Origin of the sequence: Deinococcus rubellus (genome assembly GCF_025244745.1) — a bacterium.
Classification (GTDB): Bacteria; Deinococcota; Deinococci; order Deinococcales; family Deinococcaceae; genus Deinococcus; species Deinococcus rubellus.
In genome coordinates, this window is the sequence record NZ_CP104213.1 from 920385 (window position 1) to 941286 (window position 20902).

At 66.8% G+C, this 20902-nt stretch carries 24 protein-coding genes; 9 read left to right on the forward strand and 15 right to left on the reverse strand.

Annotated features, from left to right (window positions below):
- Positions 1 to 55: 55 nt before the first annotated feature.
- Positions 56 to 403 carry a hypothetical protein gene (locus N0D28_RS04875; protein WP_260561253.1) on the reverse strand — a complete coding sequence of 116 codons (348 nt, stop codon included), beginning with the start codon at positions 401 to 403 and terminating at the stop codon, positions 56 to 58.
- Positions 404 to 479: 76 nt separating this feature from the next.
- Between N0D28_RS04875 and N0D28_RS04880 the strand changes: the two genes are divergently transcribed.
- Positions 480 to 1046: a DUF1349 domain-containing protein gene (locus tag N0D28_RS04880; RefSeq protein ID WP_260561254.1), complete on the forward strand. Its 567-nt coding sequence runs from the start codon at positions 480 to 482 to the stop codon at positions 1044 to 1046.
- A gap of 69 nt (positions 1047 to 1115) precedes the next feature.
- Positions 1116 to 2102: a DUF1517 domain-containing protein gene (locus tag N0D28_RS04885; RefSeq protein WP_260561255.1), complete on the forward strand. Its 987-nt coding sequence runs from the start codon at positions 1116 to 1118 to the stop codon at positions 2100 to 2102.
- Between the two features lie 64 nt (positions 2103 to 2166).
- Here the strand turns inward: N0D28_RS04885 and N0D28_RS04890 are convergent, their stop codons facing one another.
- The 13 genes from N0D28_RS04890 to N0D28_RS04950 form a co-directional block, all read right to left on the reverse strand.
- Positions 2167 to 2604, reverse strand: coding sequence for a response regulator (locus tag N0D28_RS04890; RefSeq protein ID WP_260561256.1), 438 nt, complete (start codon positions 2602 to 2604; stop codon positions 2167 to 2169).
- Positions 2601 to 4205 carry a sensor histidine kinase gene (locus tag N0D28_RS04895; protein ID WP_260561257.1) on the reverse strand — a complete coding sequence of 535 codons (1605 nt, stop codon included), beginning with the start codon at positions 4203 to 4205 and terminating at the stop codon, positions 2601 to 2603. Before N0D28_RS04895 ends, N0D28_RS04890 begins: the two co-directional genes overlap by 4 nt.
- A gap of 95 nt (positions 4206 to 4300) precedes the next feature.
- On the reverse strand, positions 4301 to 5539 hold the full coding sequence (locus N0D28_RS04900) for an aspartate aminotransferase family protein (RefSeq protein ID WP_260561258.1): 1239 nt from the start codon (positions 5537 to 5539) through the stop codon (positions 4301 to 4303).
- A gap of 124 nt (positions 5540 to 5663) precedes the next feature.
- Complete coding sequence (gene lpdA, locus N0D28_RS04905) at positions 5664 to 7085, reverse strand: dihydrolipoyl dehydrogenase (protein WP_260561259.1); 1422 nt, start codon at positions 7083 to 7085, stop codon at positions 5664 to 5666.
- A gap of 136 nt (positions 7086 to 7221) precedes the next feature.
- Complete coding sequence (locus N0D28_RS04910) at positions 7222 to 8184, reverse strand: SPFH domain-containing protein (protein ID WP_260561260.1); 963 nt, start codon at positions 8182 to 8184, stop codon at positions 7222 to 7224.
- 66 nt (positions 8185 to 8250) lie between these two features.
- Entirely contained in the window at positions 8251 to 8511 is a 261-nt protein-coding gene (locus N0D28_RS04915) for a hypothetical protein (protein WP_260561261.1), read from the reverse strand.
- A 17-nt stretch (positions 8512 to 8528) separates the two neighbouring features.
- On the reverse strand, positions 8529 to 9098 hold the full coding sequence (locus N0D28_RS04920) for a hypothetical protein (RefSeq protein WP_260561262.1): 570 nt from the start codon (positions 9096 to 9098) through the stop codon (positions 8529 to 8531).
- Positions 9099 to 9228: 130 nt separating this feature from the next.
- Positions 9229 to 9792, reverse strand: coding sequence for a hypothetical protein (locus N0D28_RS04925; RefSeq protein WP_260561263.1), 564 nt, complete (start codon positions 9790 to 9792; stop codon positions 9229 to 9231).
- A gap of 63 nt (positions 9793 to 9855) precedes the next feature.
- On the reverse strand, positions 9856 to 10485 hold the full coding sequence (locus N0D28_RS04930; protein ID WP_260561264.1) for a thiamine diphosphokinase: 630 nt from the start codon (positions 10483 to 10485) through the stop codon (positions 9856 to 9858).
- A gap of 27 nt (positions 10486 to 10512) precedes the next feature.
- A complete protein-coding gene (locus N0D28_RS04935) occupies positions 10513 to 11577 on the reverse strand; it encodes a hypothetical protein (RefSeq protein WP_260561265.1) in 1065 nt (354 codons plus the stop codon).
- Positions 11578 to 11655: 78 nt separating this feature from the next.
- Complete coding sequence (locus tag N0D28_RS04940) at positions 11656 to 12633, reverse strand: ABC transporter ATP-binding protein (RefSeq protein WP_260561836.1); 978 nt, start codon at positions 12631 to 12633, stop codon at positions 11656 to 11658.
- 27 nt (positions 12634 to 12660) lie between these two features.
- Positions 12661 to 13782, reverse strand: a complete 1122-nt coding sequence (locus N0D28_RS04945) for a serine hydrolase (RefSeq protein WP_260561266.1) — start codon at positions 13780 to 13782, stop codon at positions 12661 to 12663.
- Between the two features lie 25 nt (positions 13783 to 13807).
- Positions 13808 to 15274: an ABC transporter permease gene (locus tag N0D28_RS04950; RefSeq protein ID WP_260561837.1), complete on the reverse strand. Its 1467-nt coding sequence runs from the start codon at positions 15272 to 15274 to the stop codon at positions 13808 to 13810.
- A gap of 183 nt (positions 15275 to 15457) precedes the next feature.
- On the opposite strand from N0D28_RS04950, the gene N0D28_RS04955 reads away from it, so the two are divergent.
- The 3 genes from N0D28_RS04955 (at position 15458) to N0D28_RS04965 (ending at position 17588) form a co-directional block, all read left to right on the forward strand.
- Positions 15458 to 16237 (forward strand): hypothetical protein, encoded by a 780-nt coding sequence (locus N0D28_RS04955; protein WP_260561267.1) that lies wholly within the window; start codon positions 15458 to 15460, stop codon positions 16235 to 16237.
- Positions 16238 to 16410: 173 nt separating this feature from the next.
- On the forward strand, positions 16411 to 16725 hold the full coding sequence (locus tag N0D28_RS04960; RefSeq protein ID WP_260561268.1) for a hypothetical protein: 315 nt from the start codon (positions 16411 to 16413) through the stop codon (positions 16723 to 16725).
- The gene (locus N0D28_RS04965; RefSeq protein WP_260561269.1) at positions 16698 to 17588 is read left to right on the forward strand and encodes a branched-chain amino acid ABC transporter substrate-binding protein; all 891 of its coding nucleotides are present in this window, start codon (positions 16698 to 16700) and stop codon (positions 17586 to 17588) included. Before N0D28_RS04960 ends, N0D28_RS04965 begins: the two co-directional genes overlap by 28 nt.
- Before the next feature lie 27 nt (positions 17589 to 17615).
- Here N0D28_RS04965 and N0D28_RS04970 read toward each other — a convergent pair whose 3' ends face one another.
- A complete protein-coding gene (locus N0D28_RS04970) occupies positions 17616 to 18713 on the reverse strand; it encodes an SDR family NAD(P)-dependent oxidoreductase (protein ID WP_312846433.1) in 1098 nt (365 codons plus the stop codon).
- 48 nt (positions 18714 to 18761) lie between these two features.
- Here N0D28_RS04970 and N0D28_RS04975 point away from each other — a divergent pair, with 48 nt between their 5' ends.
- The 4 genes from N0D28_RS04975 to folK are packed head-to-tail and all read left to right on the forward strand — an operon-like array spanning position 18762 to position 20897.
- Entirely contained in the window at positions 18762 to 19118 is a 357-nt protein-coding gene (locus N0D28_RS04975; RefSeq protein WP_260561270.1) for a histidine triad nucleotide-binding protein, read from the forward strand.
- Positions 19119 to 19121: 3 nt separating this feature from the next.
- Positions 19122 to 19985 (forward strand): dihydropteroate synthase, encoded by an 864-nt coding sequence (gene folP, locus N0D28_RS04980; RefSeq protein WP_260561271.1) that lies wholly within the window; start codon positions 19122 to 19124, stop codon positions 19983 to 19985.
- 11 nt (positions 19986 to 19996) lie between these two features.
- Positions 19997 to 20425, forward strand: a complete 429-nt coding sequence (folB, locus tag N0D28_RS04985; protein WP_260561272.1) for a dihydroneopterin aldolase — start codon at positions 19997 to 19999, stop codon at positions 20423 to 20425.
- Positions 20418 to 20897, forward strand: coding sequence for a 2-amino-4-hydroxy-6-hydroxymethyldihydropteridine diphosphokinase (gene folK, locus N0D28_RS04990; RefSeq protein ID WP_260561273.1), 480 nt, complete (start codon positions 20418 to 20420; stop codon positions 20895 to 20897). The genes folB and folK overlap by 8 nt, the downstream gene beginning before the upstream one ends.
- The last annotated feature ends 5 nt before the right edge of the window (positions 20898 to 20902 follow it).

Below are 20902 nucleotides of genomic sequence, written 5' to 3' on the forward strand. Positions count from 1 at the left end.
TCTCATCTTGCGGATGAGCAGGCGTTCAGATGGACTTGACCTAGCTTCAGCTCCCCTAACCCAGCAGTTCCAGCCGCCGCGCCAGCGCCTCGGTGAAAATCCACTCCTCGCCGGGGCCGGGCCGCAGCAGCACATTGCCCCGGTCCAGGTAAAAGGCCCGGATTTTGGCCCAGGCTTCCTCCTCGCTGGCCGCCGTCTCGTCGATGTCTTCTAGGGTGCCCCACACGTCCCCCTCGAACTCCTCGCTCAGCAGGGCCTCAGCGTGGCCGCTCAGCACGTAGGCGTCCACCGTCTCGCTGCGCGGGTAGGTCTCGCCCGGCTGGCGAAACTCCAGGCGATTGTCGCGCTCGTAGAGGCGGGCGAGCAGGGTACTGAACGCCTCGGGAGTCAGGTCAAGTTCCATGCGGTGTCCAAGTGAAGCAGGAGATGCGGTTCATGGGGTGCAGTCTAGTCTGCGCGCCGCTATGCTGGGCGCACCTATGACTGACTGGCACGGTATGACCTGGCTCAACGAACCGCCCCGCTGGTCTGCTGATCAGCGGGTCCTGCGCCTGTGGACGGCGCAGGACACCGATTTCTGGCGGCGGACCCACTACGGCTTCACGCACGACAGCGGCCACTTTCTCGGATTACCGGCGCAGCAGACCTTCACGGCGCAGGTGCGGGTGCGCGGCGCATACACGGCGCTCTACGATCAGGCCGGGCTGATGTTGCGGGCGGGCGCTGAGCACTGGATCAAGGCCGGGGTGGAGTTCGTGGGCCAGCAGCAGCTCAGCGCGGTGGTCACGCACGGTTTCAGCGACTGGAGCGTGTGCCCGGTGGGAAGTCCCGCCTTCTTCGACCTCAAGATGACCCGCCAGGGAGACGCCCTGAGCGTGCACAGCCGACTACCGGACGCCGACTGGTCGCTGCTGCGGCTGGCTTATCTGCCGCCGGACCTGGCTGCCAGCGTGGGTGTCTACGCTTGCAGTCCCCAGGGCGGCGGCTTCGAGGTGGTGTTCAGCGACTTCGCACTTGGTCCTGCCGAAACCGGAGCGCTCTACTGAAGGTTGTCACGGTTGGGTCCGCTTCCCGTCTGCGTGCCTGTGGCCCCCGACTCCCCTAAACTGCTAGCTATGTTCAATTCCGCTCGCGCCCTGGCGCTTGGTTTCAGACGGCTGCTCAAAATCACGGCCCTACTGGGGCTGCTCACTCTTCTCGGTCTGGCCTGGGCGCAGTCGGGCGGCGGCTTCGGCGGGCGCTCCAGCGGCGGCAGTTCGGGTGGCAGTTTTGGCGGCTCGAGCAGTCGGGGGGGCGGTTATAGCGGGGGCGGGTATTCGGGCGGCGGCTACCGGGGGCCGGTCATCATCAATAACGGCGGCTACGGTGGGGGATACGGTGGCGGCTACGGCTACGGCGGGGGCGGCGGCCTGAGTCTGATTCCTCTGCTCCTGATCGGCGCGGTGGTGCTGGCGGTGTTTCTGGTAATGCGCCGCAGCGCCGCTTCGGGGCGGGGCGGCGCGGGCAGCGGGCTGCTCGGGAGCTTTACCGGCAACGCCCAGGCAGTGATGGTGCAGGTCATCATGGCCGAGGGTGACGATGTGAAACGCGCCCTGCAAGCGGTGGCCCAGAGCGGCGACCCCGACACCGACGAGGGTCTGGCCCAGATGCTTCAGGAAGCGGCCCTGGTGGTGCTGCGCCACCCCGAGCGCTGGGTCTACGGCGACGTGCAGCGCGCCCAGGGCAGTGCCAGCAGCGCCGACGCCCAGCTCGGCGCGTGGGCGACCCAGGCCAGGGCTGCCTTCACTGACCAGACCACCAGCAATTACCAGAACCGCGACCCGCGCACCGGGTACCAGCACAAGGACGGTCCTAAGTCCAAAAACGACGTGGGCGACCTCTACCTGGCCGTCACCCTGGGCGCTGCGGCGCACGTTTTGGCCCAGTTGCCGCCTGCCGGAACCACCGACGCTGCCGAAGTGCGCGCCGCTCTTCAGGCCATTTCCGCCGTCGGCCCCGGTGATCTGATCCGAGCCGAGGTGGTCTGGAGCCCTGACGCTGAGGGCGAATTCCTCAGCGAGGATGAGGCCATCATGAAGTACCCGCAGGCCAAGAAGCTCTAGCGGCGGCAGTCGGGTTGAAGGGGGAACGTTCGCGCGGCCCCCTTCAACCCTTTTTCCCGTATCTCTACGGTGCGGCGTGCGGCGGCAGGGCCACGATGGCCAGCCAGAAGGTCTCGAAGGTCCGCACCACATCGAAGAATTCGCCCACGCTGACCGGCTTGGGGATGTAAGCGTTGACGTGCAGGTCGTAGCTGCGCCACACGTCCTGCTCGGCCCGCGAGGTGGTCAGCATGATGACCGGGATGCGCCGCAACTCCGGGTCGGCCTTCAGAACCGCCAGCAGTTCCAGTCCGTTCATGCGCGGCATGTTCACGTCGAGCAGGATCACGTCGGGCGTCGGGGTGTCGGCGTAGCGGCCCTGCCGGTGCAAAAACTCAAGGGCGTCCACGCCGTCGCGGGCCACATGCAGTCGGTTGGCGATGCGGGCTTCCTCGAAGGCTTCCTCGGTCAGCATCACGTCGGCAGGATTGTCTTCGACCAGCAGAATTTCGATCTTTCTCATGGATGTCCTTCGGGTCCGGCGTGTTCGGCATGGACAGTCGGCTGATGGTCCGGCACAGCATTCAGTCCCGGCATATTCGGGTAAGGTAGGGTAAACGAGAAGGTGCTTCCACAGCCCAGCGCACTTTTAATGGCGAGTTGTCCGCCGTGGCGCTCCACCACGTTCTTGACCACGGCCAGCCCGATGCCGCTGCCCTCGAAGGTGCCGATTCCGTGCAGCCGCTGGAAGACCCCGAAAATCCGCTCGAAGTAGGCCGCCTCGATGCCGATGCCGTTGTCCGTCACGGAAAACTGCCAGGCGTCGGGCAGCGCGGTGGCAAAGACCGTGACCTCGGGAGGCCGGGCCGGGTCGCGGAACTTCAGGGCGTTGCCGATCAGGTTCTGAAAGACGTGGCGCAGCAACTCGGGGTTGCCCCACACCTCGGGCAACTCGCCCACCGTCAGGCTGGCCCCGCTGCGCCCTATCAGGTCCTGAAAATCGTCGAGTACGCCCTGCACCACCGCCTGGGTGCTGAACATGGCGCTGGCCTGGCCCTGCTGGCGCACCCGCGAGTAGAGCAGTAGGTCCTGAATCAGCCCCTTGAGGCGCAGGGTGGCGCTGAGGGTGAACTGGATGTACTGGTCGGCCCGGTCGTCGAGCTTGCCCTGGTAGCGCCTGGCGAGCAGTTCGGTGTAGCTGCCGATGGTCCTGAGCGGTTCCTGGAGGTCGTGGCTGGCGACGTAGGCGAACTGCTCCAGCTCACGGTTGCTGCGTTCCAAATCACGGTTGGTGCGCTCCAGCACGGCCTGGGCCGTCTTGAGGGTGGCCTCGCGCTGCTCGACGGCGTCGGCCATCACGTAAAACTGGCTGCGCAGGGCCTGCACTTCCCGCACCGGCACGTCCAGCAGCACCTCGCCGTAGTGGCCCTGGGCAATCCGTCCGGCCCCGGCGTTGAGCGTCTCCAGACCACGCGCCAGGGTGCGGGCGGCGCGCTGGGCAATGAAGATCAGCAGCAGCAGGGCGCTCAGCAGTCCGGCGATGGTCAGGGCGCGGGTCAGGCGCAGCGTGCCTGAGCTGGCGCTGGCCGCCGCCTCACGCCGCAGCATCTCATTGCGCTCCAGGGTGGTCAGCACGCCGCGCACCGTGTCGATGAGCCGTTTGCCCTGGGTCTGCCGGGTGATGAGCATGGTCGCCGCCGCCGGTGAGATTTGCCGGGCCGCGATGGCGGGGGCCGCCACCTGCTGATCCCAGCGCCGCACCAGCACCCGGACCTGGGCGAGGTTGCGGCGCTGAAAATCACTGACGCTGAGCTGTTGCAGCTTTCCGAGGCGTTCACTGACGTTGCGCTGGCCCTGGCGGTACGGGTCCAGAAACGAATCCTGGCCGACCAGTACGAAGCCTCGCATCCCGGTTTCCATATCGACGATGTCGCGGGCCAGCAGATTGATCAGGTTGAGGCGCACCTGCGAGGTGTTGAGCAGCTCGACCTGCCGGGCGTTGCGGTCAATGCCCCACACCACCGCTGCGGTGACGGCCAGCAGCAGCAGCAGGGGCAGCAGCAGGGGCAGCAGCAGAAACTGGGTCAGGCTGCGGGTCGCGGGGTGGTGGGGGCGCGGGCGCATTCGTGACGCAGTCTAGGGCAAGGCACCCGGAGGAAGAGCGCCCAATAAAAACCGCCCCGGATCAAGGCCGGGGCGGATGCGACAAAAGCGCGACTTTACTCGGTCTGCTTGTTTTCCTTGACCTCGGCGGCGGGCACCTCACGCGGGTTGACGGTCTTCAGCACTTTTGCCACTGACGCCACCACCTGATCGATCTGCTCCTTGCTGATGGTCACGGGCGGCAGGAAACGGATCACCAGCGGCGTGGCGGCCAACGTCAGCACGCTCTCGTCGTGTTCCAGGGCAGCAATGTACGGCGCACTCTTTTCCTTGAGTTCCATGCCGATCATCAGGCCCATGCCGCGCACCTCGCGGATTTTGGAGGAGTCGATGGCCCTGAGCTGCTCCATGAAGTACTGGCCTTTCTCGCGGGCCTGCTCGGCCATGTTCTCGCGTTTCATGGCGCGGATGGCGGCCACCCCGGCCGCCATCGCCAGCGGATTGCCGCCGAAGGTGGTGCCGTGTCCGCCCGCTGGCATCCGGTCGGCCACCTCGGCGGTCATGGCAAACGCACCGATGGGCACGCCGCCTGCCATCGCCTTGGCCAGCGTCATGCCGTCGGGCGTCACACCGAAATGCTCGGTGGCGAACATCTTGCCGGTGCGGCAAAATCCGGTCTGAATCTCGTCCATGATCAGCAGCGCGCCCTTCTCCTGGGTAAATTGCCGGGCGGCCTGAATGAACTCTAGGCTGGCCGGACGCACCCCGCCCTCGCCCTGGACCGGCTCGATGATCACGGCGGCGATCTCGCCCGTGACGGCGGCCCTGAGTTCCTCGATATTGCCGTAGGTCACGAAGCTGACGTTCTTGCTGTCCACCGCGTCGCCGAACGGTTCACGGTACTTGGGTTCCCAGGTGAAGGCCAGCGCGCCCAGCGTTCGCCCCGCGAAGCCGCGCTTCATGCTGATGAACTTTTTGCGGCCCGTCGCTGTGATGGCGAACTTCTTGGCCGCCTCCACCGCCTCGGTGCCGGAGTTGCACAGGAAAACCCGGTCCAGGCCAGCGGGCAGCACGCCCACGAGCTCCTGCAAGAATTCGGCGCGTTTGTCGTTGGGCAGGGTCTGGGGCATCACGATCAGGCGCTCGGCCTGGTCCTTGATGGCCCGCACCACGTCGGGGTGGCTATGGCCGATGTTGGCAACGCCGTAGCCTGCCACACAGTCGATATAGCTGCGCCCCGTCTCGTCCCAGACGGTTGCGCCCAGGCCACGCACCATCACGACCTGATGCTTGTTGTACACGCCGCTGTCGTAGCGTACTTCCGCGTCCAGCCATTTGCTGCTCGTTGTCGTCATGTGGCCTCCTTGCGCGCCGGAGCGCGGGTTGGAATCAGTGTAGGGGTTGGAAGGGGGGCTGCCCACCCCCTCGGGGCCGGAAGAGTGTGGGGTGGGCAGGTTCGCGCCGCCCACCACTCCTCTTTCACATATGAATCGCCATTTTGCCGACACCCATCGCCGCTTCCTTGAGCGCCTCGCTCAGCGTCGGGTGGGCGTGAACGGTGCGGCCCAGGTCCTCGGCGCTGCCGCCGAATTCCATCAGGGTCACGGCCTCGGCGATCAGCTCAGACACGTTGGGGCCGACCATATGCACGCCCAGCACTCGGTCGGTGTCGGCGTCGGCAACCACCTTGATAAAACCGCGCGGGTCGCCGTGCCCGAGGGCACGTCCGTTGGCGCTGAAGGGAAACTGCCCGGTCTTGACGTTCAGGCCTTTCTCTTTGGCGGCCTGCTCGGTGAGGCCCGCCCAAGCGATCTCCGGCGAGGTGTAGATGACCCAGGGAATCACATCGTAGTTGACGTGCCCGGCCTGCCCGGCGATCAGCTCGGCCACCGCCACGCCCTCGTCCTCGGCCTTGTGCGCCAGCATCGCGCCGCCCACCACGTCGCCGACGGCGTACACGTTCGCCAGGTTGGTGCGGTAGTGGGCGTCGATCTTGACAAAGCCGCGCTCGTCGAGTTCCAGGCCCACATTCCCGCTGCCCAGGCCGGAGGTGTTTGGCACCCGCCCGATGCTGACGATCAGCTTGTCGAACTCGGCGGTCACGCTCTGGTCCTTCTCGGTGTAGGTCACGCTGACCGAGGTGCCGTTGTCCTTGACCTCAGTGATGTTGACGCTGAAGTGAAAGTCCAGGCCCTGCTTCTGAAACTGCTTGAGCGCTTCCCTGCTGACGGCGGGGTCGGCGGGCAGCAGAAAGCCTGGCAGGGCTTCGAGCACCGTCACCTGAGCACCCAGTCGCCGCCAGACGCTGCCCAGCTCCACGCCGATGACGCCCGCACCGATCACGCCAAGTCGTTTGGGCACTTCGCTGAATTCCAGCGCGCCGCTGTTCTCCACGACGTTGCCGCCGAACGGGGCCAGCGGCAGGGCACGGGGATTGCTGCCCGTCGCCACGATCACGTGCTTGGCCTTGATCTCACTGCTAGCCTCGCCTTCAAACCCGATCTGAATGACCCAGCCGTCTCCGTCCTGGCGCGTCAGCTTGCCGTAGCCGTGATAGCTCTTGATCTTGTTCTTCTTGAACAAATACGCCACGCCGCCGGTCAGCTTGTCCACTACACCCGCCTTGCGGCCCAGCATCCTGGCGAGGTCGATTTTCGCGCCCTCCACCGTGATGCCGTGATCGGCGAACTCGCGTTCGAGCAGCTCAAACTTTTCACTGCTGTCGAGGAGGGCTTTGCTGGGAATGCAGCCGATGTTGAGGCAAGTGCCGCCCAGCGAGGGCTTGCCGTCACGGGTAAAAGCGTCCACGCAGGCCACGCTGAAACCGAGTTGCGCGGCGCGGATGGCCGCCACGTAGCCGCCGGGGCCGCCGCCAATCACTAGAACGTCGTAAGTCTCCATGCCCATGAGTCTACCGTCTGCCCTGCGGGCGAAAAGGAAACCCGGTGAGGAGTGGCGTGCCCAGGCGGACAGGCCCCATACGGGTGCCGCTCTGTCCAAGACAGCGCGTCCGTTCACGACGAGTGAGGAACGCCGCTTACGGCTGGGCGCTCCCGCTCTTGGTGGGAGCAGGTTGGACCTTGGCGGGCAGGTTGATCAGAAAGCCGCTGCCGGAGCCGCCCGATACGGTCGGTAGCGCGCCGTTCCACTTTTCGATTTGCTTGTTCTGAATCAGCTCCGGCGTCAGCGAGGCGGCCAGCACCTTGTTGGCCTTGGCCTGCGCCTCGGCCCGCACCAGAATGGCCTGGGCGTCGCCCTCCGCCAGGGCGACCGCCTGCTGGGCCTCGGCCTTGCTCTGCACCACCTTGTTCTCAGCCTGAATGGCTGCCTGCTGGGCCGAGAACTTGGCGTTGATGCTCTGCACGACGGCTTCTGGGGCGCGCAGTTCGCCGATGAAGCTGAAATTGCGAACCAGGAATCCCGAGGGCGTGAGTTCTGTCACCACTTCCCGCTCGGAAGCGTCTTCAAAGGCGCTTCGGCCCTTGCCCAGCAGTTGCTCGGCGGTGTAGCCCGACGCCTGACGGGTGATGGCGTTTCTGACCACGCTGCGGATGTAGGTGCGGGTGATGGTGTCCACGTCCGGCCCGAAGCGGATGTAGATGGCGGGGGCCGCCTTGGGGTCAATCTGGTAGCCGAAGTTCACGTCGCCGTTGAGCGTCACCTGATCGGCGGTATTGAAGGTAAACGACTCGTCGCCGGGGCTGCCCTCGCTGGCGCTCTTTGTCCACGAGTAGCTCTGCTGGGCGCGTGGGTAGGTCACGATCTCGGTGGTGATGGGGTTGACCAGCACGTAGCCCGACACCACGTTGGTCTGCGACAGGCCGCGCGAACTGCCCGCTTTGTTGAACTTCAGGCCGATCTGCCCGGGGCCGATGACCTGAACGCTGCTGCTCAGCACGCTCACCACCACGATGATGACGAGCAGCAACCCGCCCCAGCGCAGGTAAGGCGTCAGCGGCGAGGTGGAACGGAGTGGAACGGCGGACGGAATTTTTTGCATGATGGATGCTCCAGAAGATGGTGGGTACTGGGTAAACCATAGGGGTAGGGCAGGGGAGGTCGCTGCTCAGCGCTCGCCGCGCCACCACTCACGCAGGCGCTGGCGCAGATGTTGGCTGGCCGCGCCGGGCCACAGCCATCCGGCGGCGGCGAAAACAGCGAGCGAAATGATCAGGGTGATGGGCAGGTTGGCGTCGTTGCTCTGGTAGCCGAAGGTGCGGGCCAGCCACCCGAGCGCCCACAGCAAACTGAAGACGGCGGCGATGAATCCGGCGAAGGCGACCAGACTCCAGAACAGCCGCCAGCGGGGCGGGCGCAGGGAAGGCATCTCCGGTGTCCAGAAGCTCAGAGGCCCAGCAGCCCCAGCGCTGCCGTCGCCGTCAGCTCGGTCTTGAACGGCTGAATGAGGGCAGTCGTCTGGGGGCTGGCGTCGAGTTTGACGGTGTTGCCGAAATCGGGCACCTTGCCGCCCTGCAACTCACTGGCGATTTTGCCGAAGTCGATATCTGGCACGCCCAGTGAGCGGTTCACGCCGTCCCGGACGACGTTGTAGCGCTCGCGGCTGAGCTGTTCGCGCACCAGTCCCTGCACCTGGGCGGCGCGGGCCTGACCCACTGAGCTGCCCAGGTCGCGCAGCACGCCCGTCACCTGCCAGAAGGTCGGCGTCTGGCCGTTCTGAATGCTCTGGAAGGTGTTCTGGACGCTGGTGAAGCTGCTGCCCAGGGCAGCGCGCTCGTCACGGCGAATTCGCACGAACTTCTGCACGTCGCTGCGGGTGAGGGGAGACTGTACGTTGCCGCTGGCCGCTGGAATCTGTGCCGATTGGGCAGGTATCCGCCAGCCACTCAGAAAGACCGTCACCGGGCGGTAGACCAGGAAGTAGCCCGCCGCAAGCAGGGCCAGGAGCAGCACCACAAAGCCCCCGCAGCCGCAACCACATCCACGTCTGGCGTTCATGCCCCTGGATACGGGCAAACGGTGAGGAAAGTTCCGCCAGGGCTGCCGGACTGCTTCTCTCCTAACCTTAAGCAGTCAGGCCCAGCGCTCAGAGGCCCAGCAATCCCAATGGGGCCGTTTCCAGCAGGTCGCTGCGGCTCGGCTCGATCAATGCCTTGGTCTGAGGGTCGGCGTCGGTGCTGACGGTGCTGCCCAGGTCGGAGAAGTCGCCCCCCTTGAGTTTGCTCAGCACTTTATTCAAGTCAAAACTGGGAATGCCCAGCGCCCTGTTGATCTGACTGCGAATGAATCGGAAGCGGGCGCTGCTGAGATTTTGCTGACCCAGTGCCGTTTTCTGTGCGGCTCTGGCGTCGCCCACCGAACCGCCGATCTGGCGCAGCGCTCCGGTGACCTGCAAGAAGCTGGGATTGTTTCCCTTCCTGACGTCGTCAAAGATGGTCTGAAGGCTGGAGAAACTGTCGCCCAGCGCGGTCTTCTCGTCGGCCCGGACGGCCATGAACTTCTGGAGATCGGCTCTGGTCACGGGCGATTGCACGCTGCTGTTCGCAGAAGCGGCGGGCGGCGTCTTGGGCGCTGGTTCCGACTGGGCCGACACCGTCCCGGCCCCCACAAGGAGAACCGAGAGCAGCACGAACGTTTTGAAGCTGGACATACACATACGTTCAGGGTAGGGCCCCGGAATAAGCCGCAGTTCAACCGCCCGGTCGACAGACGTTCACGCCCGCCTCATTTCTTCCAGTACGGTCAGCAGCGCCACTCCTCCCATGAGTTCGGCTTCCAGCATCCCACCTGCCGCCTCGTTGCTGACGGTGAAACCGCTGCCCAGTGGCACGTTGCTGTCAGTCAGCGGCCAGCGTGCGCCGCGCAACGTCAGGCCCCGCAACTCGGAGGCGGCCAGCACACTAAAAATCTGCCCCGCTTGCAAGTCGAGCCTGACTGGAACCTTCGGCAGCAGCGGATACCCGGCCTCGTCACCGCTGTGCAGGCTGACCTTCAGACCCTCCCTGGCCAGGCGGCAGGCCCCCAGTGCCAGGGCGAAGGCGTGGTCGAAGCGGCCCCCAAAGGCCCCCAGGATGAGGAGTTCGCCTGCGCCGCGCTGCCGGGCCACGTTGACGGCCAGCTCGAAGTCGGTGCTGTCCTTGGCCGTCGGATGCTGCTCGCGCGGTGCGTCCACATTCAGCCCCTCAGACGAATCGAAATCGCCCACCCACAAATCAATCTTGACGCCCAGCAGGGCGGCGTGGCGCGCGCCCCCGTCGGCGGCGATGACCAGGTCAGGGCGCGGCAGCGCGGCGAGTGCAGGCGCATCGGTCAGCCGCCCACCCACCAGAATCCAGGCGAGCATGGCGGCCACTGTAGCGCCCCCGGCGGCTTACGGTAGGTTCAGTGCCGCCCGCACGTCCGCCAGCAGCGTTTCGACATTCTTGCTCAGGCCGTCGAGCGCGGGTGTTGCGGTGCGGGCCGGGTTGAAGGCCGACAGGTAGACGATGCGCGCTCCGCTGCGGGTATTGAGTGGTCCTTCAGCGGCCACTGCCAGTTGCACGAACTTCTCGCTGCCGCCGGGCAGGGTGTAGCTCAGGCCGATGAGCCGGTACGCGCCCGCGTCCTCGCCGGGCGTCACGCTGAACTTCATCCGGGCCGCGTCGCTGAGCGTCTGTGCCGTGGCCGCCGCGTTGAGCGCCTTGACGCTGACCGGGTTCAGCGGATCGCTGCTGAACAGCGCGTTGACGTCACTGAAGCTCAGCGCCTGCATGGCCCCGCCGAGAAGCTGCACCATACTGGCGGACTGCGCCTCGCTGGGGCTGCCTGCGTTGGAGCTGGGTGTGTTGGAGGTGGTGGTGACGCTGCTGACGGTGGTGGTTACGGTGGCCGCCGTGCCCAGCGGCGCGCCCGCCGCCACCGTCAGGTAGGGTTTGATCGCCGCGCTGCCATTGAACTTCTGCACCAGTTTGCCCGCACAGTCGGCGGCGGCCTTGCTCTCGTCACTGCTAAAGCTGACGCCGCTCCACCAGTACCACGAGCTGTACCCAGCGCTGGTGCCGTCGCAGGTGTCCTGCCAGATCACCGTGCCAGTCTTGGCATCGTCGATCTCGAAGCTGGCCTTCACCGTCTTGGCATTCAGGCAGCCGACAATCGGCAGGCACACGCCGCCGCCCCCAGTGATGTCGGTGATGCCCGCCTTCATGATCAGGTTGGCCCCGTCCTGTTGACGTACCGGGCGCACATAGCCGCTGGCCTTGAGGGCCTGGGTGATGGCGCTGTCGAACGACGACCAAGCGCTGTAGCCGCAGTAGCCGCCGCTGCAATAGTTGTCACCGATGTAGACCACCGCCTGCGGGCCGCTGTAGGCCGGGGTCTGCTGGGCCTGTACTGCGCCGAGGAGTCCGAAACCGATGCTGAGCAGCCGAAAACTGACCTTGAAACGGGTGTGCTTCATGCTGTGCCCTCCGGAATGGTGCTGCTTTCAGATGACTGACCTGTCATTCATTTTAGAGGCAGCGGCGTCAAAAGGTCGTCAAGGCACGGCCCGGTCATCGGGCACCTCGCGCAACTGACTTTCGTCCAACCGCAACTTCAAAGTGTCTCTGCCAATCAGCGTGGCCTCGCGGCGGCTCAGGTGCAGGGTGAGTTCGCCGAGTTCGTGGGCGGCCTTGACGGTTTCGCCGTGTTCGTCGGGCTGGCGGAAGGTGACGCTGTGGGCCTCCCCCTCGCCCAGAATGACTGCACTTTCCGGCACCAGAACAACCTGCCCGCCCCGCGCAAATACGTTCGGCTGTCCCAGAAATTCGGCCACCCAGGCCGTTGCGGGCTGGCCGAATACGCCAGCCGCCGCGCCGATCTGCACCACCCGCCCGGCCCGCATCAGCGCCACCTGACCTGCCAGGGCCAGGGCCTCGCGCTGGTCGTGGGTGACGATCAGCACGGCGGTGCCGAGCATGTCGAAGAGCGCGCGTAGCTCAGTACGCAAACGGGCGCGAAGCTGCTCGTCGAGGTTGCTCAGCGGCTCGTCGAGCAGCAGCAGTGGTGGGTGCGGCGCGAGGGCGCGGGCCAGGGCGACGCGCTGCTGCTGCCCGCCTGACAGCGCCCCGATGCGCCGAGCGGCCAGATCAGCCAGCCCGACCAGGTCGAGCGCTTCTCGGGCCTGCTGCTGTGCCTGCACTTGGTTCGCGCCGCGCCTGCGGGGGCCGTAGGCCACGTTGCCCATCACGTCCAGGTGCGGAAAGAGGGCGTAGTCCTGAAAGACCAGGCCGAGGCAGCGCGCTTCGGGCGGCAGCCGGGTCACGTCGCGGCCCGCCACGCTCACACTGCCGGCGTCGGGGCGCTCCAGGCCCGCGATCATTCTCAGCACCGTGCTCTTGCCGCTGCCCGACGGTCCCAGCAGGGCCAGCGTTTCGCCCGGCGCGAGGCTCAGGCTGACCCCTTCGGCGGCGGAGACTGCGCCGTAATGGCGGCTGAGACCAAGGGTCTGAAGGGCGGGAAGCACGGGGCTCAGGGTAGCGCCTGACGGAGCAGCGGTGTCCTAGCGTGCCAGCTCGACCAGTGCGGCGTCGATCCAGGCCACCAGCGCCGGAATCTGGCGCTCCATGTCCTCGGATTCGAGCGTGTTCGAGCCGTCGTTGAAGTAAGCATAGGCCAGCCGCCGCCCGCCCGGCAGTTCGGCGGAGCCGGTCAGGGTCAGCAGTCGCCAGCCACTCCCGGCCTTGTGGCCCCAGTAAAAGGTCTTGAGTGCCGGGCGTCTGGGCTGGCAGCACGACGCGGCGAGCCACTGGCGAAAGAGGGCGCGGGTGGCGGGTTTCAGGCCGTTGCCGCCCAGTGTGCGGGCCAGCAGGTCGGCGTAGCCCTGTGGGGTGCTGGTGTTTTGCAGCGCCAGTTCCAGTGCTGGAGCGTACGCGGGGCCATGAAAGTAGGTGTCCAGCGCCGCCTCCACCTGGGGCCCTGTGAAGTCCTGGGCGCGGGCGTTGAGGCGCTCGGCCAACTTCAGGCGCGCCTCGAAGGGCAAGATCGAAGCGTTCACGGCGTCCGTCACCAGATTGGGAAAGATATCGGGCATCAGTCCCGCCTGCGCCGCCCACCAGGCCTTGGTGGTGTGCAGAATGCTGGTACACGGGCTGAGCGCTTGCACCGCCCGCGCGATTTTCGGCGGCCCGAGACCGAGTTGCAGCAGGTCGGAGGCGGTGTTGTCGCTGCGCTCCAGCGCCCACTGCGCGAGTTTTGCCACAGTGTTCTGCCCCGGCGGGTAGGCCTCGATGCTGCGTTTGCCGGGCGTGGTGGTGATCAGGGCCGCCAGGTTCAGCCGTCCGGCGTCCACCTCCTGCAAGGCGGCCCGCACCACCTGCGGCTTGAAGGCGCTGCCCAGCGCGAAGAGGGCGTTGACCTGTCCCAGGCCGAGCGCCCTGATCGGTCTGAACTGAGGGTCATAGAGGGCTGCGTAAAAGCCCACCCGTCCGGTGACGGCTGGCGGTAGTGGCCTGCTCGGCGCGGATACGGCGGTGGTCGCGCCGCAGGTGGGTACAGGCGGCAGGCTGATGGGCGCGGTCAGATTGGAAGGCGGCAGGTCGGGTGTGGGCAGTGTCACGAACACCGGCACCGAGTCGGCCTGGGCCGCGCCGCACAGGACCAGGCAAATCCACAGCCATTTCATCGCCTGTCAGTGTAGCGTGCTCATCTCAGGTGACTTCTCCTTCACCCCCGTCCAGCACGGTGAAGGCCCCCAGTGCCAGGCCCAGCAGGATGGTCGCCAGGGCGCAGGCTTCGCCCAGGTTCTGCGCGCCGGGTCGCCCCAAGCGCTCATACAGGCCGGTGCTGAGGGTGGCCCACTCCGGGCGGGTCAGCACCAGGGTCGCGCCGAACTCGCCCAGCACTGTCGCCAGCGACAGGGCCGCGCCGCCGCGCAAAGCAGGCCACACCAGTGGCAGGGCCACCGTGCGCGCCGCCGTGAGCGGGCTGGCCCCCAGCGTGCGGGCGGCTTCCAGCGCGCGTAGTGGCAGGGCGCGCAGGGCGGGCAGCAGACTGCGGGTGATCAGTGGCGAGGCGATCAGGGTATAGGCGGCAATCAAGAGACCAAGTTGCGCCGCCCAGCCGGGGTAGCTCAGCAGATAGCCCACCCCCACGCTGACCGGCGAGAGCATCAGCGGCAGCAGTGACAGGGCGTCGAGCGGGCGTGAGCGGCTCAGGTAGGCTCCCAGGGCGTGCGACGCGCCGAGCAGCACCGCTCCGCAGAGGGTCAGGCCCGCGAAGCGCAGGGTATTGCCCAGCAGCAGGCTCAGCGGCGGATCGTTGTCCGGAGCCAGCACGCCGCGCCAGAAGGCCAGGGTCGGGCCTGCCGCGCCCGTCACGCTCCGCACGGCGACGGCCAGCAGCGGCGAGAAGCAGATCAGCAGGGTCAGCGCCAGCAGCGCGTAGAGGGCCAGCGCCGCCATGCCGCGCGCTCTGGGCAGGCTGCGGGCCGCTTCCGGCACCGCGCCGCCGGTCAGGCGGGTATACAGCAGGGTCGCTGCCAGCGTGACCAGCAGTTGGCCCAGAATCAGGGCGCTGGCTTCCGGCAGCTTGAGTTCGTAGGCGGTCAAGGTATAAATTTCGACTTCCAGCGTGGCGTACCGTTCGCCGCCCAGCGTCAGCGGCAGGCCGAACGACAGAGCGCTGTAGAGAAACACCAGAATCGCGCCCGCCGCGAGTCCCGGCAGTGCCAGCGGCAGCGCCACCGTCAGTGCGGCCCGCAGGTTGCTGGCTCCCAGCGTGCGGGCCGCTCCGGTCAGGCTCGGCGGTACGCGGGCAAAGCCGCCGTAGGCCAGCCGCAGCATGATCGGCAGATTGAAGAACAGGTTGCCCAGAATGATCAGCACCGGACTTTCGGAAAGGTCAAGGCCTGTCAGCTGGGTGAGCCAGCCGCGCGGCCCCAGCAGGGCGGTGAGGCCCAGCACGGCCACCAGCGTGGGCGTCACGAACGGCAGCAGCAGCAGCCGAAGCAGCCCGCGCTTGCCCGGCACGGCGTGGCGCGCGAGCAGGTACGCCAGCGGCCAGGCGATCAGCGCGCCCAGCAGCACCGTGACACCTGCCTGAGCCAGCGTCCAGCCCAGACGGCCCAGGAAGTAGGGATCGGTCCAGACGCTCAAATTGACGCCGCCCACCCGCATGACCTGAACCAGCGGCCAGATCAGAAAGACGGCCAGAAAAGCCAGCGCGGGCAGGGCGATCAGCCAGCCGAACAGCGGGGCGGGGGAGAGGGCACGTCGCACGGCTCTACGGTAAGGGAAACCTGATCGGCAAGCATGCTTTTTGTTCCGAATCCGTTCACGCTCAGCCTCTAGCATGGGGAGATGAACCTCTTCGGCTTCCTGGGTCATTATCCCTGGCTCGGTTACCTCTCAGGCGCGCTCCAGATCATCTTTCTGATTCACGCCGTCAGCACCCGGCGCAACACCTACTGGTTTTTCATCCTGCTGTTCGGCAGCTACATCGGCGTAGTGGCCTACCTGTTTCTGGAGTTGCTGCCTGGCTGGCGCGGCACGTCCCGGCAGGTCGGCACCCGCCTGCAACCGGCCCTGGAGAATCTGCGCCCGCTGGAAACCCGCATCCGCGAGGCCAGGGAACAGATCGAGGAGAGTGACACCTTGCAGCACCGCACCGAACTGGCCGCGCTCCTGGCCCGCGCGGGCCGCGAGGACGAGGCCCAGGCGGTGCTGCAACCGCTTCTGCAGAGCAACATCTACGCCGACGATCCGCTGGTGCTGCTGACCAGCGCTGAGCTGGCGATGGCCCGGCAGGACCCGGCCTCGGCGGCGGCGCAGCTCAAGCAGGTCGACCTCAAGACCAGCGCCTCGATTCGCACCCGGACCCTGACTTTGCTGGCGCGGGCGCAGGCCGAATCAGGGCTGGCCGAGGCGGAGGCGACCTACCAGCAGGCCATGACCGGCGCGACCAGCGAGGAACCCCGCGTGCGCTACGCCGCTTACCTGATCGCCCAGCACCGGCCTGACGAGGCGAAGCGCGAGCTGGAAACGCTGGCCAAGACCGAACAGCGGGCCAGCCGCCTCTACAAGGGCCAGGAGCGCGAGTGGTTCGCGCTGGCGGGCAAGCTGCGGCGCGAGGTGGGCTGAGCTTCCGCTCAGGGTCAGCAGGTCGAACGAGAGATAAACACCACATCCTGCTCTGGTATGTATTTTACTTACTCGGCTCAGTCGTGAAAATGTGCATATCTTCACGACAAGTGAGCTGCGAAAAACAAGACGCATGTAAGACCGGCGTTATGTATCCCTGCCTACCGTTGAGCATGCTTAGACCCACCCGCTTGCTTCCGGCAGCCCTGACCCTCCTCGTTGCCCTCAGTGCTGCCCAGGCTGCCAGCTACAAAATTGCCACCGTCAGCCCGCTCAGCGGCAGCCTCACCGCCATTGGCAGCGAGGTCAAGCGCGGCGCGCAACTGGCCTTTCAGGACCGCGCCGCCGAACTCAAGGCGGCGGGCCTCGACGTGTCGCTGGTGTCGTTCGACGATCAGGCCTCGGCCACCCGGGGGGGCAGATCGCCCAGACGATTCTGGCCGACAAGAGCATTCTCGGCGTGGTCGGTGCGCTCAATTCCAGCGTGACCAACGTACTGGGCGAGAGCTTTGCGGCGAGTGATCTGGCCCTGATCTCGCCTTCCAGCACCAACGACGCCCTGACCGGGCACAAATGGAGCAACTTCAGCCGGGTGGTGGCCCCAGACCAGGCGCAGAGCGTGGCCGCTGCTGCCTACCTGGCCGACACGCTCTCGGCCAAATCGGTCTTCGTGGTGTCGGACAACACCGCCTACGGCAATGGCCTGAGCAAGAGCCTGATCGGCAACCTCAAGGCACGCAAGGTGGGGGTGGTCGCCTATGTGGGTGCGTCCAGCCCGGCCCAGATCGCGGGCGTCATCAAGCAGATCAAGATCAGCAATCCGCAGGTGGTGTACTTCGGCGGCACCGACGATACCGGCGGCCAACTGATGCAGGGGCTGCGTGACGCGGGCGTCAAGGCCGTGATCATGGGCGGCGACGCGCTCGACTCGCCCAGCTTCCTTCAGCGGGCGGGCAAGGCCGCCGTCGGGGTCATCTACACCACGGTCTTCGGCCCGGTCAACACCTTTTCCAACTCGGTGGACTTCTCGGCGGCCTACCGTGCAGCCTACAAAAGTGAACCCAGCGGCGTGGCCATCTACGCCTACGACGCCACCAACGCGCTGATCTCAGCCCTCAAGGCCAGCGGATCTGCCCCCAGCCGCGCCCAGATCAGCGCCGCCGTTCGCAAGGTCAATCTGCCCGCCTGCTTTTCGAACGATAAGAAGGACTGCGTGACCATCACCGGGGCGCTGGCCTTCTCGCCCAACGGGGAGCGCCAGCGCTCACGCCTCCTGATCATGAAATACGATGAGATGTACCAGCCCAAGATGGCCAAGATTCAGACGGTGAACGCGGAGGATTTGAAGTAATCCAGTGGCCTGGCGTGCGGGCGGGTCTCAGCTTTCGTTGAGTGACTGCTCCGCCGCGCGTTTGACCAGGTTGGCGCGGGTCAGACGGCTCTCGGCATCCCGCCCCGGCAGGGCGGCGTCGCTGCTGCCCGGCCCCGGCAACAGGCGGTTGAGCAGCGAGAGCACATCGGCGCTGAGCTGCGGTGCGAGCGACTGAAACAAATTGAGCAGCCTGGCGGGGCCGCCGATCATTACCTCGGCCTCGCCGCGAATCAGCGCCTGCACGATACGCTGGGCGGCTTTATCGGCGTCGAGCGAGATGAGCGGCAGGTTGTCGAGGGTGGCGAACAGGGCGTATTCGCGTCGGTGCTGGCCCTTGATCTGGGCGTGGCGGGGGCTGCCGGTCCGCATCAGGCCGGGGCAAACGGTGGTGACGCTGACGCCGTCCTGGGCGAGTTCGGCACGCAGTGACTGGCCCAGCCCGACGGCGGCAAATTTGCTGACACTGTAACTACTCAGGTGCGGCACGGCGACTTTTCCGGCCAGCGACGCCACGATCAGCACCCGCCCACCGCTGGCCCGCAGATAAGGCAGGGCGGCGCGGGTCAGGTGCAGCGGCGCGAAGGCGTTGACGGCCATGCTCTGCGTGAACTCCTCGTCGGTCACGTTGTCGAGCGGCCCGCTCTGGATGATCCCGGCGACGTTGGCGACCACGTCGAGCCGCCCGTAGGCGCTGATGGCCGCCTCCACGGCCCGCTCCAGATCGGCCTTGACGGTCACGTCGCCTGCCACGATCTGAATTTGTGGCGGCGGCGAGATGCCCAGCGCCCGCGCCTTCAGATCGGCCTCGGCGCGGCGCAACTCGGCCTCGTCGCGGGCCAGCAGCGTCAGGTTCGCGCCGTAGCGCAGCAGTTCACGCGCCAGGGCCAGCCCCAGGCCACGCGAGCCGCCGGTAATCAGCACTGATTTTCCGGCCAGCGGGTACGGCGGGATCATGACCCGGCGCACCGCGACGAGCAGGACGGCGCTGAGTAGCAGGGCGCGTTTGCTGCCCCTGCGCCGCCGCTTCCCCGAACGCTTGCTGGGACTGCTACCAAACATGGACATGAGGCGAACGCCGCCGCGACTGCCGAGCACAGGCTTCATGGCCCCAGTCTGCGTGAACTCGGCGGCGCGGGCCTTTAGAGTGAAGACATGACCAATGCCGACCCCGCCGCCCCGACCCTGTTCGAGCGCATCGTTGCCCGCCAGATTCCAGCCCAGATCGTCTACGAGGACGACGACTACATCGCCATTCGGGATATTGCCCCCAAAGCGCCGGTTCACCTGCTGGTCATTCCCAAGCGGGTCAGCACCCGCATTGACGAGATCACCGATGCGGGCGAGATGGGGCGGCTGTGGCTCACGGCGACGAAGGTGGCCAGGGAGCATCTCGGCGATTACCGGCTGGTCGTGAACGCGGGCCGGGGCGGCGGGCAGGAGGTCTTTCATACCCACATTCACATTCTGGGCGGCTGGGAGGGTGCGTCGCCGGTGGGCTTCGGGCAGTAGGCGGTGGCCGACTTCAATCTGAGGTTCGGCTTTCCTGTGCCCGGCAGTGTGTGGGTAGCGGACGGCTGGCAATTGAGCTGGCAAGGCTGCGCCGTCATGGGCATCGTCAACGTGACGCCCGATTCGTTCTCGGATGGTGGGCGCGGCGTGGAGGCAGCCCTGATTCATGCCCGGCAACTCCACCGGGACGGCGCGCTGATTCTCGACATTGGCGGCGAGAGCACCCGGCCCGGCGCGCAGGCAGTGGACGCGGCCACCGAACTGGACCGGATACTCCCGGTCATTCGCGGGCTGGTCGGGAGCGGGGCCGTCATCAGCGTCGACACCCTGAAGCCGGAGGTTGCCGCCGCCGCACTGGCCGCCGGAGCGCATCTGGTCAATGACGTGTCGGGCCTGAGGAACCCGCAGATGCTGACCGTCTGTGCCGAGCGCGGGGCACCCGCCTGCATCATGCACATGCAGGGTGGGCCGCGCACCATGCAGGTTTCTCCGCACTACGGCGACGTGGTGGCTGAGGTGCTCGGGTTTCTGGCTGCCCAGGCGGCTCTGGCCCTGGCAGCGGGCGTGCCGGGCGTGCTGCTCGATCCCGGCATCGGCTTCGGCAAGACGTCCCACCACAACCTGGCCCTGCTGCGTGCCCTGCCGGAGCTGACATCGCAGCCCTGGCCGGTGCTGGTGGGCGGCAGCCGCAAGAAATTCCTGGCCGCACTCTCGGGCGAGCCGCAGGGCCAGGCCGACACCCGCGACGCCGCCAGCCTGGCGCTGCACCTCCACGCGGCGCGGGCGGGTGCGGCGATGGTCCGGGCCCACGACGTGCGAGCGCACGTGCTGGCGCTGCGGGTCTTCTCGGCGCTGGAGAGCGCATAATCGGGCGCGGTATGGACGAGCGAGATGAGCATCTGGCGGGCAGTCTGGGCAATGGGCCGGGCAAGGTCGTCCTGAAGGGCCTGGCCTTTCACGGGCGGCACGGCGTTTATCAGGAGGAGGCGGTCTTCGGGGCGCGCTTCGTCGTGGACGCCGAACTGCACTACGACTTCGCCGATATTGCCGATGAGCTGGCCCAGGCCGTCAACTACGCCGCCGTCTATGACCTGATCGCCCGCATCGTCACCGGAGAGCGCTGGCAACTGCTCGAAGCGCTCTCGGCGCGGCTGGCCCGCGCCCTGCTCAGTGACCAGCCGCGCCTCAGCGCCGTGACGGTTCGCGTGCACAAGCCGCACGCGCCGCTGCCGGGGGTCTTTGAAGACGTGTACGCCGAGCTGCACCTGAGCCGCCCCGGTCCGGCTGGCCCGCCTACCGATGCCTGAAGCGGCGGTCGAGGTCGCTCTCATTGCGCTGGGGGCCAACCTGGGCGATCCGGCGGCAGCGCTGCACTGGGCGCTGAAGGAGCTGGCGGCGCTGGGCGAAGTGCAGGCCGTCTCAGGTTTTCACCGCACCGCTCCGGTGGGTGGACCGCCGGGCCAGCCGGACTATCTCAACGCCGCTGCCAGGTTGCAAACGCGGCTGCCTGCACCGCCATTGCTCGCAGCACTGCTGGACATTGAAACCCGCTTCGGACGGGTGCGCCGCGAGCGCTGGGGGGCGCGTCTCCTCGATCTCGATCTGATCGCTTACGGCGCGCTGGTGCTCGACACGCCCGACCTGACCCTGCCGCATCCCCGCGCCTGGCAGCGTGCGTTCGTGCTGAGGCCGCTCTCGGAGGTGGCCCCCGACTTCGCCCATCCCGTCACCGGCCAGACGGTGGGGCAGGCGCTGGCGACGCTTGAGGAGCATGCCTGAGCGCA

What these genes read in the sequence shown, in the direction of transcription:
- N0D28_RS04910 (WP_260561260.1), bottom strand. Translation starts at nt 8,184, where the DNA reads ATGCAAAAAATTCCGTCCGCCGTTCCACTCCGTTCCACCTCGCCGCTG.
- folB (WP_260561272.1), top strand. Translation starts at nt 19,997, where the DNA reads ATGGACGAGCGAGATGAGCATCTGGCGGGCAGTCTGGGCAATGGGCCG.
- N0D28_RS04970 (WP_312846433.1), bottom strand. Translation starts at nt 18,713, where the DNA reads ATGAAGCCTGTGCTCGGCAGTCGCGGCGGCGTTCGCCTCATGTCCATG.
- N0D28_RS04975 (WP_260561270.1), top strand. Translation starts at nt 18,762, where the DNA reads ATGACCAATGCCGACCCCGCCGCCCCGACCCTGTTCGAGCGCATCGTT.
- N0D28_RS04930 (WP_260561264.1), bottom strand. Translation starts at nt 10,485, where the DNA reads ATGCTCGCCTGGATTCTGGTGGGTGGGCGGCTGACCGATGCGCCTGCA.
- folK (WP_260561273.1), top strand. Translation starts at nt 20,418, where the DNA reads ATGCCTGAAGCGGCGGTCGAGGTCGCTCTCATTGCGCTGGGGGCCAAC.
- N0D28_RS04875 (WP_260561253.1), bottom strand. Translation starts at nt 403, where the DNA reads ATGGAACTTGACCTGACTCCCGAGGCGTTCAGTACCCTGCTCGCCCGC.
- N0D28_RS04955 (WP_260561267.1), top strand. Translation starts at nt 15,458, where the DNA reads ATGAACCTCTTCGGCTTCCTGGGTCATTATCCCTGGCTCGGTTACCTC.
- N0D28_RS04890 (WP_260561256.1), bottom strand. Translation starts at nt 2,604, where the DNA reads ATGAGAAAGATCGAAATTCTGCTGGTCGAAGACAATCCTGCCGACGTG.
- N0D28_RS04885 (WP_260561255.1), top strand. Translation starts at nt 1,116, where the DNA reads ATGTTCAATTCCGCTCGCGCCCTGGCGCTTGGTTTCAGACGGCTGCTC.
- N0D28_RS04915 (WP_260561261.1), bottom strand. Translation starts at nt 8,511, where the DNA reads ATGCCTTCCCTGCGCCCGCCCCGCTGGCGGCTGTTCTGGAGTCTGGTC.
- N0D28_RS04945 (WP_260561266.1), bottom strand. Translation starts at nt 13,782, where the DNA reads ATGAAATGGCTGTGGATTTGCCTGGTCCTGTGCGGCGCGGCCCAGGCC.
- N0D28_RS04950 (WP_260561837.1), bottom strand. Translation starts at nt 15,274, where the DNA reads ATGCGGGTGGGCGGCGTCAATTTGAGCGTCTGGACCGATCCCTACTTC.
- N0D28_RS04895 (WP_260561257.1), bottom strand. Translation starts at nt 4,205, where the DNA reads ATGCGCCCGCGCCCCCACCACCCCGCGACCCGCAGCCTGACCCAGTTT.
- lpdA (WP_260561259.1), bottom strand. Translation starts at nt 7,085, where the DNA reads ATGGAGACTTACGACGTTCTAGTGATTGGCGGCGGCCCCGGCGGCTAC.
- N0D28_RS04880 (WP_260561254.1), top strand. Translation starts at nt 480, where the DNA reads ATGACTGACTGGCACGGTATGACCTGGCTCAACGAACCGCCCCGCTGG.
- N0D28_RS04900 (WP_260561258.1), bottom strand. Translation starts at nt 5,539, where the DNA reads ATGACGACAACGAGCAGCAAATGGCTGGACGCGGAAGTACGCTACGAC.
- N0D28_RS04960 (WP_260561268.1), top strand. Translation starts at nt 16,411, where the DNA reads ATGCTTAGACCCACCCGCTTGCTTCCGGCAGCCCTGACCCTCCTCGTT.
- N0D28_RS04925 (WP_260561263.1), bottom strand. Translation starts at nt 9,792, where the DNA reads ATGTCCAGCTTCAAAACGTTCGTGCTGCTCTCGGTTCTCCTTGTGGGG.
- N0D28_RS04935 (WP_260561265.1), bottom strand. Translation starts at nt 11,577, where the DNA reads ATGAAGCACACCCGTTTCAAGGTCAGTTTTCGGCTGCTCAGCATCGGT.